This window comes from Flagellimonas marina (assembly GCF_042651185.1).
In the GTDB taxonomy this organism is placed as follows: domain Bacteria; phylum Bacteroidota; class Bacteroidia; order Flavobacteriales; family Flavobacteriaceae; genus Flagellimonas; species Flagellimonas marina.
The window spans coordinates 290967-304223 of the sequence record NZ_JBHSCL010000002.1 but is presented as its reverse complement, the minus strand read 5'-3'; the positions used below and the strand labels follow the sequence as shown (position 1 = coordinate 304223).

Annotated in this window: 13 protein-coding genes; 3 read left to right on the top strand and 10 right to left on the bottom strand. The window is 42.1% G+C overall.

Features of this window, described 5'->3' with window-relative positions:
• From ACFOWS_RS01515 to ACFOWS_RS01505, 3 genes are all read right to left on the bottom strand, one after another.
• On the bottom strand, window positions 1–462 hold the full coding sequence (locus ACFOWS_RS01515) for a (2Fe-2S)-binding protein (RefSeq protein ID WP_379762159.1): 462 nt from the start codon (window positions 460–462) through the stop codon (window positions 1–3).
• 99 nt (window positions 463–561) lie between these two features.
• Window positions 562–1305: a hypothetical protein gene (locus ACFOWS_RS01510; RefSeq protein ID WP_379762158.1), complete on the bottom strand. Its 744-nt coding sequence runs from the start codon at window positions 1303–1305 to the stop codon at window positions 562–564.
• Between the two features lie 56 nt (window positions 1306–1361).
• Window positions 1362–1835 carry a cupin domain-containing protein gene (locus ACFOWS_RS01505; RefSeq protein WP_379762156.1) on the bottom strand — a complete coding sequence of 158 codons (474 nt, stop codon included), beginning with the start codon at window positions 1833–1835 and terminating at the stop codon, window positions 1362–1364.
• A 163-nt stretch (window positions 1836–1998) separates the two neighbouring features.
• Between ACFOWS_RS01505 and ACFOWS_RS01500 the strand changes: the two genes are divergently transcribed.
• The 3 genes from ACFOWS_RS01500 to ACFOWS_RS01490 are packed head-to-tail and all read left to right on the top strand — an operon-like array spanning window position 1999 to window position 3919.
• Window positions 1999–2901 carry a helix-turn-helix domain-containing protein gene (locus ACFOWS_RS01500; protein ID WP_379762154.1) on the top strand — a complete coding sequence of 301 codons (903 nt, stop codon included), beginning with the start codon at window positions 1999–2001 and terminating at the stop codon, window positions 2899–2901.
• Between the two features lie 10 nt (window positions 2902–2911).
• Window positions 2912–3490 (top strand): sugar O-acetyltransferase, encoded by a 579-nt coding sequence (locus ACFOWS_RS01495; protein ID WP_379762153.1) that lies wholly within the window; start codon window positions 2912–2914, stop codon window positions 3488–3490.
• 6 nt (window positions 3491–3496) lie between these two features.
• Window positions 3497–3919 carry a putative quinol monooxygenase gene (locus ACFOWS_RS01490; protein WP_379762152.1) on the top strand — a complete coding sequence of 141 codons (423 nt, stop codon included), beginning with the start codon at window positions 3497–3499 and terminating at the stop codon, window positions 3917–3919.
• A 76-nt stretch (window positions 3920–3995) separates the two neighbouring features.
• On the opposite strand, the gene ACFOWS_RS01485 is transcribed toward ACFOWS_RS01490, so the two are convergent.
• The 7 genes from ACFOWS_RS01485 to ACFOWS_RS01455 all read right to left on the bottom strand — a co-directional run bounded on the left by ACFOWS_RS01485 (window position 3996) and on the right by ACFOWS_RS01455 (window position 13121).
• Entirely contained in the window at window positions 3996–5486 is a 1491-nt protein-coding gene (locus ACFOWS_RS01485; RefSeq protein WP_379762151.1) for an amidohydrolase family protein, read from the bottom strand.
• Between the two features lie 44 nt (window positions 5487–5530).
• Window positions 5531–6064: a hypothetical protein gene (locus ACFOWS_RS01480; protein ID WP_379762150.1), complete on the bottom strand. Its 534-nt coding sequence runs from the start codon at window positions 6062–6064 to the stop codon at window positions 5531–5533.
• A gap of 132 nt (window positions 6065–6196) precedes the next feature.
• A complete protein-coding gene (locus ACFOWS_RS01475) occupies window positions 6197–6616 on the bottom strand; it encodes a VOC family protein (RefSeq protein ID WP_366585051.1) in 420 nt (139 codons plus the stop codon).
• A 48-nt stretch (window positions 6617–6664) separates the two neighbouring features.
• Complete coding sequence (locus tag ACFOWS_RS01470; protein ID WP_379762149.1) at window positions 6665–7096, bottom strand: DoxX family protein; 432 nt, start codon at window positions 7094–7096, stop codon at window positions 6665–6667.
• A 53-nt stretch (window positions 7097–7149) separates the two neighbouring features.
• Window positions 7150–8079, bottom strand: a complete 930-nt coding sequence (locus ACFOWS_RS01465) for a hypothetical protein (protein ID WP_379762148.1) — start codon at window positions 8077–8079, stop codon at window positions 7150–7152.
• A gap of 164 nt (window positions 8080–8243) precedes the next feature.
• Window positions 8244–9455, bottom strand: coding sequence for a DUF3500 domain-containing protein (locus ACFOWS_RS01460; RefSeq protein WP_379762147.1), 1212 nt, complete (start codon window positions 9453–9455; stop codon window positions 8244–8246).
• Window positions 9456–9698: 243 nt separating this feature from the next.
• The gene (locus ACFOWS_RS01455) at window positions 9699–13121 is read right to left on the bottom strand and encodes a PA14 domain-containing protein (protein WP_379762146.1); all 3423 of its coding nucleotides are present in this window, start codon (window positions 13119–13121) and stop codon (window positions 9699–9701) included.
• Window positions 13122–13257 lie beyond the last annotated feature (136 nt).

The window sequence follows — 13257 nt, the reverse complement described above, 5'->3', positions numbered from 1 at the left end:
TTAAGAGTTGTTTTCTGCAGCGATTTTAACGGCTTTTTTGATGCGGATATAGGTTCCACAGCGACAAATGTTACCGTTCATGGCTGTTTCTATTTCATCATCTGTTGGGGAAGGGTTTCTTTTTAGCAATGCCGAAGCTGTCATGATTTGCCCAGCTTGGCAATAGCCACATTGCGGAACATCAACTTCCAACCACGCTTTCTGTACGGGGTGGTCTCCATGCTCCGACAAGCCTTCAATAGTTGTGATTTCTTGCTCTCCAACGGCGGAAACCGGTAATTGGCATGAGCGCACTGCATTGTCTCCTAAATGAATGGTACACGCGCCGCACTGTGCAATGCCACAGCCAAATTTGGTGCCGACCATTTGTAAATGGTCTCGCAATACCCAAAGCATTGGTGTGGTTGCATCTACATCCACTGTTTGGGATTTTCCGTTGATTTTTAGATTGTATGTTGCCATGTTGAAATTGTTTGTTTTAAGGTACTAAATTATCCGTTCGGATTGTGTCTAAATTATTGGTATTGTTTGGATTGAAAAATTATTTTTTTATGTGCTTGTTCAACTCCCAAAACTGTAGTTTACGGATACGTTCCATATAAAATCATCTTCGGGTACGATTTGGGTATCGATGGCTTTGTTAAAAATGGCCGAGATCGATACGGGAAAATCCCTTTTGGCCAGAGTCACGAAACCTACCGCATAGAATCCCTCCTTGTCATCCATTCTCAAATAATAGGTTTGAGGGGATATATTAAAATAGAGGTCTTTGGTTATGTTGAGGTTGTTGAAATAGGAATTCAGCACAAGAAAATTAGTCTGTTTTACGCCCTCGTCGAAACCTCTGCCATGTAGATAGTAGATACCAATTCCTGTATTTTCTCCTAATTTGTAATTGGGTGCTATTTCAGCGGCCAAGTACCGTCGGGATTCCAAGATTTCCTCAGGTTGCCCATCACGAATTACGGTTACCGTTCTGAAGTTTAGTGCTGGATGTGCCCCCACCCTCAAGGAAAATCGTTCTTTTTCAACCGCTTTATATCGAAACCAAAACAAAAATGACCATGGTTTGCCCTCTAGGGCAAAACGCATATCGGGTTCAAAGCTCAATTTGCCTTTGGTGAATTTTAAGTCGAACAGCAAAGCTGGGTCACCCAATGAAAAGGAGGGTACCAGCGAAATTCCATTATGGGTAACGCTGGCCATACCTTTAAAATCATCCAAAAACTTACGCTCACCCTCTTGGGAGTACCCTTGGTACAATAAGGTTGCAAAAAGTACCAGTAAGAGATTGGCGTTTTTCATTTTCGACTACACTACAGATTCATTGTATGTTTCACTAGACAAACTTTAAATGATAATTACTCGCTCAATTTTTTTGCTACACTGTCATAATATTCTTGTGTTACCACTTCTGTCCAAACGGTAGGTGTTTCTCCGCCGTAGATGGCCAGATAGGTCACATCACTATTCTTGGAAGAAGAATGCCAATGTTCCGTGTTTTTTTCGCATCTGATTACATCACCCTCTTTCAGAACCGTTGGTTCCTTTCCTTTTTCTTGATAGTAGCATTCACCATCAACGATGATCAATACTTGTACAGATTCATGGGTATGCCAGTCTAAGGTGGAATTCGCCTTAAATGTTGCCTTGGTAATGTTGTACGTTAAATCGCCATCTGCTTGCAAAACAGGATTTAGCCAAGCTTCTCCAATGTAATGTGTGTTAGGTGCTTTGAAACCTTCGGTGAAATAGGAAGAAACGGTGTACTTTGAATCTTGGGCAGAAATGCTTGCAGATATGGCAAACACGATGAAGCAAATTATTTTTTTCATGATGTTGTTTTTTTAAGATTTTCCATCAAACCAAAAGTATTCATCTATGTAAGTGGAAGTAATACCCAGATCACGGATGTTTATACCATTATTACGGATTTTGTGCATTGAGGTTGATTAGCTGACAATCAATCCCTTATCTTTAGATAAAATTTAACAATAGATGGAAAACGTATACCATATACAATCAGTGGCGGATTATTTCGCTTGGCGAAATTCCAAACCAGATCATCCACTGGTGGGCATTTTGAATTATGAGCGAACAACCGCATATCCGGATTATTCGTACGACGGTCTGCAGTTTGATTGCTTTGCTGTTTTCCTGAAGGATGCCAAGAACTGCAAGTTAAAATATGGCGGTGGTGAATATGATTTTGATGAAGGTTCCATGGTGTTTATGGGGCCGGGTCAAAAAGCGGGAATTAGTTATGACCCAGATTACAAGCCCAAAGGGTATGCCTTGATTTTTCATCCCGATTTGTTGTTGGGAAGTGATTTAGGGCGAAAAATCAATAGCTATACTTTCTTTTCCTACTCTGTGAAAGAAGCCTTGCATTTATCTGCCCGTGAGCGCGGGCTGATTTTAAGTGTAATCGATAAAATTCAGTATGAATTGGAGCAAAATCTGGACAAGCACAGTAAAAATTTGATTGTGAGCAATATAGAACTCTTGTTGGATTACTGTCTTCGGTTTTATGACCGACAGTTTTTGACCCGTGAGATTCCCCATCAGGGAGCCTTGGAAAAATTTGATGTGTTGCTCAATGATTACCTGTCTTCGGAAAAACCACAAAAACATGGCTTGCCCTCAGTAGGGTATTTTGCGGACCAACTCAATCTGTCCCCTAACTATTTTGGGGATTTGGTGAAAAAGGAAATGGGCTACTCGGCACAAGAATACATTCAGAACAAGCTTATTGATGTGGCCAAGGAAAAGGTGTTCAATCCCAACAAATCGGTCAGTGAGATAGCATATGAGCTTGGATTTAAATATCCGCAGCACTTTAGTAGGTTGTTCAAAAAGCAAGTGGGGCATTCGCCGAAAGAATTTAGAAGTCTTAATTGACCTGAAAGTAATGGCTGAGGAAGAAAATAGCATTTTTGAGCTAATGCTTATTGGCGGCATTGTTCCAAAGGAACATTCGGGCTGGCCAAAGGCATGGAAGTTGGTGAATAGAGCCATAAGGCTTTCGGCTGATTTAAATACCGCTACAAGTGTTGATGAAATTCGAGAGAGACTTTCGGAACTTATAGGGAGTCCCATAGATACTACCACAAGGGTATTTGTTCCTTTTTATACCAATTTTGGAAAGCACATCAAGCTTGGCAAAAATGTTTTCATAAATCATGCCTGTACCTTTCTTGATTTGGGGGGCATTACCATTGAAGACGATGTACAAATCGGCCCAAAGGTAAATTTGATTACCGAAAACCACCCACTTGATCCTTTGAATCGTAAATCCTTGGATTTGAGTTCTATACTTATTAAAAAGAATGCTTGGTTGGGGGCGGCCTGCACCATTTTGCCAGGGGTAACTATTGGAGAAAACTCCGTTGTCGCTGCTGGGGCCGTAGTAACCAAGAATGTGCCTGATAATACCGTGGTAGCAGGGGTTCCGGCCAAGGTGGTAAAGCAATTGGACGCGAACAGATAGGCGAATATGAAAAAACTTGGCTTACTCACTATACTGACAATTCTTCTATTGGGTTCGTGCAACCGGGGTCATATAAATGAGACTGAGGTAGATTATGATCGTATGATGGTCCGTATTGCCGAGATTGAAATTGTCCCAGAATTTCGGGACGACTATGTGGCTATTTTAAAAGAAGAAGCGGAAGCTTCGGTACGGTTGGAACCCGGGGTTATTTGTATTTACCCGATGTTCCAACAGGACAATCCGAACCAAATTAGGCTATTGGAAATCTATGCCAGTGAAGAAGCTTACCAATCACATTTGCAATCACCACATTTTATACACTACAAGACAAGCACGAAGCACATGGTAAAATCGCTGCAATTGGTGGACATGGAAGCCTTAGATCCTGAAACCATGCCCGCACTTTTTTTAAAGTTAGGGGAATGAGTAAGCCGAGGAGTGTTTAGGACTTTCAAAATACTTTTGCTAACTGACTCGAAATCAGATAAAACACAAATCTCTTTTAGTTTACCGACAAATCTTCTCGCTCCACCACCGTATCCCTTACAAATAGTTTCTCAATGGCATTATAGGCTTCTATATCTTGCAATGGATTTTTTGACAGAAGCAACATGTGGGCCTTTTTTCCAACGGCAATGGATCCCACAGAATCCAATGCAAAAGCTTGGGCATTGTTGATAGTGGCCGAGGCCAATATTTGATCTAAGGGCATACCGGCTTCTTTCATCAATTTGAGCTCCCAATATCCATTGTGTCCAGGTTGATTTCCATAGGTTGGGGCAGAAGGGGTATCCGTACCAAATAGGATACGCCCATTATTATCAGACAAGTATTTAAGTGCCAGCATGGCCTGTGCCTGGATACCGCCATAGATTTTATGCACTTCTTCCGTAGGAAGTTCTGAAAAAAGCTCTTTGGCAAACCATTGTCCCTCTTCAGTTGCATACCACTCCAATAGTTTATGCGGCACTACTTTTTTGAGTTGGGGGTCGTTCAGAAACAGGAAGTCCGCCAATGCTTCCTCACCAGCAAGAACGGTGAGCGTTGGGGTGTAACCAATTTGCTTCTGAATTTGCAGGTCCAACACGTTTTTAACTTCGTCAGGCAACGAATCTGACGGAACATTTCTGTATTCGCCCCAGTTCCACATGCCATGGGCAATAACATCAACTCCCACATCGGTTAGGAAGGAATGGGCTTCCAATGAATTTCCATGAACCGTCAACACCATTCCATTCTTGTGGGTGTTTTCCATTAAATCGTTCATGATCTGTTTGGTTGGAACGGGTAGTTTTGGCATTCCCCTAAACCCGGACTCGTAATAGGATTTTACGGCGATGCCACCAGACTTTTTGATGCGCTCCACCACAGCTTTTGGCGTATGGTCGCTAGGATTGAATTTATCAGGAATATTATCTGCTTCGCTTTCCAAATAGATGAAGTTTGGTGCTCCATCAAAACGGAACTCTTCAGGAGCAAAATTCATGGGATAGCCATTTGCCACGGACGCCCCTGATCTTCCGGTATGGTATAGATCGGGGTGTAGGGGTTGGCTATTAAAGTCTGAAATTTGTTTTTCTGATATTCCACCCAGATTGATCAGGGTTGTAAATCCAAAATAGAGATAACTTTTGGGCATTTGTGCGATGAACGCCTCCGCCAGTTCTCCATGGGCTTCCATTTGGTATGGAAGCATGCCTTGCACTTCGGTAATATGGGTGTGGCTATCTATTAATCCGGGAATCAAAAACTTCCCTGTCCCATCAATGCTTTCAAAACTTCCGTTGATAGTGGGCTCTTCTTCCCCAACATAGATGATTTTACCTTCTTCTGTAACAACATGACCCACATAAGGGGAGTAGGTGCCATCTTCGGATGTTATGATGTGCACATTTGAAATATGGATTCCGTTGGAAAGAGTAAGGACCGTTTTGTCACTTTTGCAAGAAACCACAACTATAATGGCTCCCAAGAGAATAAGAAATTTGTTCATTGGATTTTTGTATGTTTTTACCAACCAGGTTATGAATAAGGTGCTTAAATTTTGGAGACCAGAAACAATATTCCTCCCCGGATACCTTTATAGGCTATGAAGCATAATATTGTTAAAACCAGACCTATAAGTATGGGCAATATGCCACCAAAAGTGTGCAGCATTCCATATACAAACCCTAAAAAGCATTCGGGCAAATAGACGGGTCGGAACAACGCGATGACCACAGGCAACACTATTAAATATTGCATTATTTCCACAAGTCCAAATGCCCATAAAATGCACATTGCAATACCCAAGGTAAGTGCGCCAAAAAATCGGTACAAAATCCCATTTGAGTCGTTATAGGAGGTTGTCTTATTTCGTCTTTTTTGAAGTAAAGTAACCACCACATAGGTTGCTAACGGGACAGTAACAAGTCCCCACCAGTTGGAAACCCCTGGTAAATTATCATCTGCCAGTAAATGATGGGTAATAACGCCTCCGTTCAAATATTCCACAATAATCAGGGCAAGGGTCAATGCCAAGGCTCCCAGTGTAAGTGGTATTTTGTGGTCTAACAGGGTTAGCGGTTTCATGGTTGTTTGTTTTTCGTTTCTATGTGTTTGGACCGTAAGATACTTAATTCAAGCGGCTTAATCTTTTTTCTAAACATGGTTTCTTGCATTACTAGAATACATAGACCAGCCCTTGGGAACTGATATTGCTCATTATATTCTTTTTAGCATAGGGTGGTCAGAATTCAGTTCCAATAAATCCCACAGGTTGCCATAGAGATCCTTGAAAACGGCCACTGTTCCATATTCTGCTTCTTTCGGGTCCCTAACAAATTCAATTTCCTTGGATTTCATTTCGTTGTAATCCCTCCAAAAATCATCAGTATGCAAAAACAGAAAGACCCTTCCTCCCGATTGGTTGCCTATAAATTGCTCTTGTTCTGGTTTTGATGCCCTTGCGAGCAAGATTGTTGTCCCAGTGGAATTAGGCGGGGCCACAACCACCCATCTTTTGTCCTGTTCGGGTTGGTACGTATCTTCTAGCAAGTTAAAATTGAGCTTTTTGGTATAAAATTCAATGGCTTCATCGTAGTCTTTTACCACCAAAGCAATATGTATTATAGATTGTTTCATTCAGGAATTTTTTAGAAGAAGACGGGAACAACACTATATGGTAAATCTTTAGTTTTTGGGTTTAAAAATAAGGGTGTCCAATTCCAAATATTTTTCTTTCATAAGACTTAAGGCAAAAGCCGCCGCTGCAGCGCTGAATACGGAATAATCAAATGCGCCTTTTATTCCGGTTGAAAAAGTCATGGAGAAGGCAAATAACAAAAGGAGAAACCCGCTCAATTTCGCAAACAATTCTGTTTTAAATCCGATAATCAAGAAGATGGCAAAAATAACTTCCGCTGCCGTTGCCAAGGTTCCAATGGCCGGAATTATGGAATCGGGAACCCAGGGGTTGATCAATTCTGTATAGCCCAAGAAATTTTCCCAATTCCCCCAAACCGAAATTTCTTCGTCCCACATCCCAAATCGGTCCGCAACTGCGGATAGAAATCCTAATGATAGTGCAAGCCGCAAAAAGAGCTTGATTGCTTTATGGTTCATGTATAACAGTGCTTATTTTTGATTGTTTCCTTTCTTAAATGCTGATGATGGGCTTATTTATTCCTGAGGTTTTCAATAAATCCAGCATCCACCCAAAAGATATCTACATTTTCGTAACCATCATTTTCATTTGCAGCGGGGCCAACGGTTCTATTGAAAAAAAGGTATTTTCCATCTGGTGTAATGCTGGCGCAGGCCTCCCATGCTTCCGTATTTATTTTGTCCCCTAAATTAATGGGATTGTCCCATGAGCCATCTGACTGCCGGAAGCTGATATAAATATCAGAATCGCCATAACCGCCCTCTCTCTCGCTATCAAAAATAAGATAGGACTCATCTGGAGCGATGAAGGGGTGGAAACTTTTGCCAGTATTGATGGTGTTGGGAAGACGTTTTGGTTCTTCGTGCTTTCCATCAATAAATTGCGAATACCAAATATCACCTGTAATATCCGGTTTAAACTCATCAAAAAAATAGGTTCCCTTGTCCGATACGGAAAGACGCATGGTTGGTAAGGTATCAAAGGGTGAAGTGAGAGCTTCCATTTCGGACCATTCACCAGTTTCTGTGCGCTTTCTGTGCCAACTGCTCAAATATAGGGTCTCTCCATCCGAAGAGAAAAAGGGTTGTCCCCTACGGGGAGCAGTGGCCGTTTCATGCCATTGGCCATCTTTGTTGGTAAGGGTGACCATTTCTTGTTTTTCCTTGTTCGCATCCCGTCGAATAAAATAAAATTCGTTTAGGTCGGGTGTAAAGACACCACTCACCTCCCAATCTTCTGAAGTCACTATTCCCGGAGCAAAAGGCTCTGGGGTGGAGCCAGGCGGTTTTTGGCCCAAATAAAGATTATCTTCTTTGGATGTATTAGGGCCTTCTGTTTTCTGATTTTTGGAACGGCAAGCACCTGCAATCAACAACAGGGTGAATGCTAAAAAAACAAGGTGATTTTTTTGATTGGAGCGTATTTTAAAGGTTTTTGTCATGATGATGAGTCTGGGTTTGGGTAACGGTCACGGCTATGAGAAGTTGCATGGGGTTAGCACTTAACTTTGCAAGTACATACCAAACTGAAAATCCGCGAGGATTTTCAGAAGTAGGCGAGAACAAGCAATTACTTATAGCCATTGTTAGCTGCTGGCTTTTATTTTTAATGATGATGTTTTTCTTTATGTTGTTTCAATAAATCTTTTCCATAATCATTCCCATTTGGTGTCCTAACAACTGTATGGATATGATTTCTTGACGGTTTTCCGTCATCTGCGTTTGGAACTCCGACTACTCTCTGATGGTCAAATTCAATAAGTACAACTGGACTGTGAATTCGATAATAAAATACAGCATTCTCATTAGTTTTTCCAACCCAAGAAAACCAAGTGTTATCTATATGTGCGATAACCTCTTCCATTTTAACTTTATCGTGTCCCTCTCGCATATTGCTTATGTACAAATAAATCAAGTCCAATAGTTTTTGTCTTTGTTCATTGGAAAACTTTGAGACCTGAATCCCTTCATAATTGAGCGTTAAATTATCTTTATTGGCTTCAGCAACATTGTTATTGCCAGTTTTTATATTTGAAATTGTAGCCTCCTTCTGTTGCTCTAATGTCAGGAATTGCATTAAGGCTAATCCAAAATTCTGTTCGTCTTGAAATAGGGTATTTCCTTTATATTTTCCAGAGGTGGTGATTATTGGTTCTCCACCCATAAAAACTGGTGACATTACAACTTGGTCTCCTAAAATAAAATAATTAATAACTAAATGATGTCCATCCAATTGCCAGCCCCAAGGTTCGATACTTGAAGGTTTTCCCATAATAGTAAAGAAATACAATTCTTCATCATAATCCGATGAACCACTATTTAGTTCTTTAAGAGTTTGGTCAGTCTTCATAATGTCCTTACTCAGTTTAAGTCCCTTGGCACTTAATGACTCTTGAATTAATTTAAAAGCATCTTTCTTCTGAATTTCATTTAATTCTTTGATGCTAACTCCTTGTCTGTCATATATTCCATTGTCTACGTTACACCATTTCCTCCATTCCTCATCATTTATGTCAAAAGTTGTGGTTTGAAGTTGTGAAGGTGATAAGCCATTTAAAAAATTTTCAGCGGCTTTTTGAATTGGTAAAGTTGAAACTCCAGTAGAACGAATTTGAAATAAACCTGTCGAATCTCCCTTTTCTGTAAAAATTCCAACATAAGATTCTTTTAGGGCGTCGGCCTCCATTTTGGCAAAACGTTCTTTTACAGGATTGACCTTTTCAACGATATTCGATGGATTGGCATTTCCCTTTTGGTCTGTTTTCTGTTTACAACCAACAAAAGCGAGTAGTAATATTAATGTAATTATAAGCTTCATAATGATGTGTTTTCAGCTTGCAGCTAACTTGTTTATATAGATATAAAATCCATCTATATACACCCAAAGCAGAATGGTATCGATGTAAAGGGTTACTTTTATGTATTTGCACTTCTCTTTCAAATGTACCATTATTTCAAAATGTAATCGGATTGAAGAGAAGCAAGAGTGAGATGAAAAAAGAAAACCCTGCAAATTTGCAGGGCTTCCCATAGTATTGGTTTGGTTGTATGTCTATCTATGTTAATTTTTATTCACTCTATAGGTAATTCTACGGTTGGTAATCACGGTACCAACGGTAAGGCTCAATGTGGCTTCATTGGAGGTTAAATCCCCACAGGTAGATCCTGAATTGGAAACCTGCACGCGATAGATATAGCCATTTTTATCCATATCTGGACTGGTCACCGTCAGTGTGGCCGTTTGCGTTCCTGAATATTCGGCCCCATCCGTAATGGTCGCAAAAGAACCTCCCCCGTTGGTGCTTACTTCCCATTGGTAGGTGTCGGCGCCGTTTGTAGTCACCGAAAAGGTTCCGTTGTTGCCAACCACCAAATTTTGGTCGGTTGGTTGTGATGTTATGGTAAAAGGCGTTACGGTGATAAATTGGTAAACATCCAATGAATTGCCAGAGGCATCCGTAATCCGATACGTTCGGGTAATGGTCTCTGGATTGGTGCCTCCATCACTCACATCACTAATAAAAGTTACGGTAGGGCTTGGGTCGCAATTATCCGCTTCATCCGTAATGCTGGAAACATCGGCTGCGGGAATATCTGCGTTACAATACACCGTGACTGGCGAAGGAGCCGTTGCAGTTGGATCTGTATAATCCACGGTAATGGTTGTAGTGGCTGCTAAATTGGGATACGGTGGGTCTCCCGGCATACCACCATACTCTACTAAATATCCTTTAGGTTGATAGTCTCCGCTACCCGCTCCAGTGTTGGAAAGGTCGTTCCATGATCCGGGCAAACCTACACCTGGAGCCGTAATATGGGCATAATCTTCATCGCCACTATTATTGGGCTCCCCACCATTCCAGAATTCATAGGCAAAAGCGGTTCCTCCTGCAGTTCCACGCCAGAACAGGGTTCCCGCCTCGGGTCCGGTTACCCAGTACCAATCGCCTTCCAAAGCAGCATCGCTGGCTCCTATCCATCCAGCGCCTGGCGCCTGAGAACCCAAAAGATCGGATTCATCCTGAATGGAAATAGTGGCCAAATAGCCTTGTAAGCCATAAAAGGTTCGCAAGGCAGCTGCATCACGCGCGTTGGTCCAGGTAATGCCTAAAGAGGGCACATATTCGTAATAATGCCCGGTTGATTCCAAGTAGTTGGCCTCATTCAAAACAATTGAAAAGGTACGGGTATCGCCTGATGTTACTGTTGCTGTGGTTTGGAATTCAACAGCGGCTACGGCTGCTTCGAATTCTGCCAAAGTTGTTGGCCCAGTCAGGGTTAACCTTCCTTCGGAAACATCCCAGCTTGAAGTAATATTGGGGTGCGTCCCTGTGAGGCTTAAAACATCACCGGAAACATCATAGTTTGATGAAATTTGAATATAGACGGCATCCAAAGTGGTATCATCCGGATCTTCAATGGAAACACTTTCCACAATGGCAATGGCATTTCCGGGACAGAATTCTTGATCGCCCGTGGCTGTAATTGACGGTGGTTCGTCATCGTCAACAGTATCGTCCCTAAAATCCAAATCACCGCCAGAGGCCACATCGCCATCAGAGTCAGGAAGCATAAGTGTCCCCCCTGTGGTGTTCAACGGATTGTCTATATCTCCCCCTGGATCACCATACCCGGTTGTGGTATCTATAGCGTTATCCAAACCGTCCCCGTCGCTATCTGTTCCGGAAAGGGTCAAGGCTGCTTCGCTGGTGTCGTTAGTGCCATCATTGTCGCTATCTGTATCCATAAAGTCGGGAGTACCATCTGAATCTGAGTCTACAGGGGAAATTCCACTAGACTCATAAGCGTTGTCCAAACCATCATTATCCGAATCAGAGCCTGATGGTGCCGTATATCCTAATGAAGTTTGGGCTTCCACATTGTCTGGGATGCCGTCCCCGTCGCTGTCCAAATCTTGGTAGTTGGGGATTCCATCACCGTCGGTATCCACGGTGGTACAATCCACAGCTCCACCATACGTGGCACCATACACCCTGGCCCCAGCTTGGTAGGCTTCTATTCTGAGGTATTCCAAACCACTGCCACTAACCGTGAATGTGATTTCTTGTATGGAACCGGGAGTAACATTGTCAGCATTGGCTATCCATCCATTATTACCTCCGGCAGCTGTTGAGCGTTGCAATTGCATATCGGTGTCCGTTACCGCAGGGTCTGCTCCTAGAAAAACACTGACCGAAGTGCCAACGGCCAATACTTCCGGGAAGCGCAGCAAAATTCTGGAACTGCTTCCTGGGTAAGTACTTGGTGGATTGGAGGCATAAGTAGTTCCCGGGCTTCCTTCTGCGTTGGATGGATTGCTAAAATGGGCAAGATTTGTAGCTGTTTGCACGTAATTTCCTCCTAAGCTACCACATTCGTCGGTATCTAAAATACCGTCATTATCATCATCAACATCCGCACTGTCCTCAATGCCATCACCGTCCAAATCGGCCATAGGAGTACTACAATTGGAATAAAGTATGGAAAAAGGAATGTTCTGTTTGGAGATGGAAGGGCCTTGGTACTGAACGGTCAAGGTTTCACCACCACTATTTTCAAAAAAGAGCACTCGTATATCGTGCAGCCCTGCGGTTAGTGTTACAGTTCCAGATCTTTCTTGGTTGCTGTGAGCTCCGTCATTATCTACAACCTGAACGCCATCAATATAGAGCTTAGATCCATCATCCGAAGAGGTATAAAAGGTATATGAACCTTCTGTGTCTATTTGGATATAACCATCATATCGAATGCTAAATTGGTTGGTATCGCCAGGATCTATTAAATTTTGCAGGGCATCTACATCAAAACTGGTATAGGTTCCAGTGCCCAAAGCACCAGAAGTTGGGATGTTGTCAACAGTGTTGCCAGAGGGAGAGCTGTCATAAAACTCAAAGTCCACCTCGCCATTACATATTCCCGAAACTCCAGTCACCAGTACATTATCAATAAAGTATTGTTCGTCATTATCATGATTGAGCATTCGCACTCTGATTTCCAATGTGGAATTTCCAGAAATGGGCAGATTTACGGTATAAGAAGGGTCCAAGGGGTCAGAGTCCGATCCGGATACATTCACAAATTCTTGCCATGATCCACTATCTATTCGGTATTGTCCAATGAAATAATCACTTCCATTGTCCATTTCATCTTCATCATCTACCCATGTGTCCATGCTGAAACTTACAAAGTCATACCCGCTAATACTAATGGGATTTGTTGCCCAAGTGCCTTCGGCATCCAAATTCCTTCCCCTCAATGTATTGTTCCTTACAGATAGTCTGTTACCAAGATTTGTGGTCCAGCCTGAAGCCGACGCACCTGTTGCTGTTCCGCTTGAAGTATTATTGTCATAAGTGAAATTCTCGCTCCAAAGGGTGGTCTGCGAAAAAGAAAGGAAAGTCCCCCATAAGAAGAATACCAAAAGTGCCTTGTGGCCTTTGGAAATTCTTGGTGCTATCTCCTCAGTGAACAAAGTTGAGGTCATGTTCTACATTGATTTATATGCAAAACTACCTTCATATTAGGCATTGGAAAATATTTGTTGTGAAATTGGGGAATAGGGATGTTTAACCCATGATTTGTAATGTTTCTTGCTGCTCAGTTTTGTAGTAGAATGATAA

What these genes read in the sequence shown, in the direction of transcription:
- ACFOWS_RS01490 (WP_379762152.1), top strand. Translation starts at nt 3,497, where the DNA reads ATGAAAAAACTTGGCTTACTCACTATACTGACAATTCTTCTATTGGGT.
- ACFOWS_RS01455 (WP_379762146.1), bottom strand. Translation starts at nt 13,121, where the DNA reads ATGACCTCAACTTTGTTCACTGAGGAGATAGCACCAAGAATTTCCAAA.
- ACFOWS_RS01480 (WP_379762150.1), bottom strand. Translation starts at nt 6,064, where the DNA reads ATGAAACCGCTAACCCTGTTAGACCACAAAATACCACTTACACTGGGA.
- ACFOWS_RS01500 (WP_379762154.1), top strand. Translation starts at nt 1,999, where the DNA reads ATGGAAAACGTATACCATATACAATCAGTGGCGGATTATTTCGCTTGG.
- ACFOWS_RS01510 (WP_379762158.1), bottom strand. Translation starts at nt 1,305, where the DNA reads ATGAAAAACGCCAATCTCTTACTGGTACTTTTTGCAACCTTATTGTAC.
- ACFOWS_RS01505 (WP_379762156.1), bottom strand. Translation starts at nt 1,835, where the DNA reads ATGAAAAAAATAATTTGCTTCATCGTGTTTGCCATATCTGCAAGCATT.
- ACFOWS_RS01475 (WP_366585051.1), bottom strand. Translation starts at nt 6,616, where the DNA reads ATGAAACAATCTATAATACATATTGCTTTGGTGGTAAAAGACTACGAT.
- ACFOWS_RS01470 (WP_379762149.1), bottom strand. Translation starts at nt 7,096, where the DNA reads ATGAACCATAAAGCAATCAAGCTCTTTTTGCGGCTTGCACTATCATTA.
- ACFOWS_RS01495 (WP_379762153.1), top strand. Translation starts at nt 2,912, where the DNA reads ATGGCTGAGGAAGAAAATAGCATTTTTGAGCTAATGCTTATTGGCGGC.
- ACFOWS_RS01515 (WP_379762159.1), bottom strand. Translation starts at nt 462, where the DNA reads ATGGCAACATACAATCTAAAAATCAACGGAAAATCCCAAACAGTGGAT.
- ACFOWS_RS01485 (WP_379762151.1), bottom strand. Translation starts at nt 5,486, where the DNA reads ATGAACAAATTTCTTATTCTCTTGGGAGCCATTATAGTTGTGGTTTCT.
- ACFOWS_RS01460 (WP_379762147.1), bottom strand. Translation starts at nt 9,455, where the DNA reads ATGAAGCTTATAATTACATTAATATTACTACTCGCTTTTGTTGGTTGT.
- ACFOWS_RS01465 (WP_379762148.1), bottom strand. Translation starts at nt 8,079, where the DNA reads ATGACAAAAACCTTTAAAATACGCTCCAATCAAAAAAATCACCTTGTT.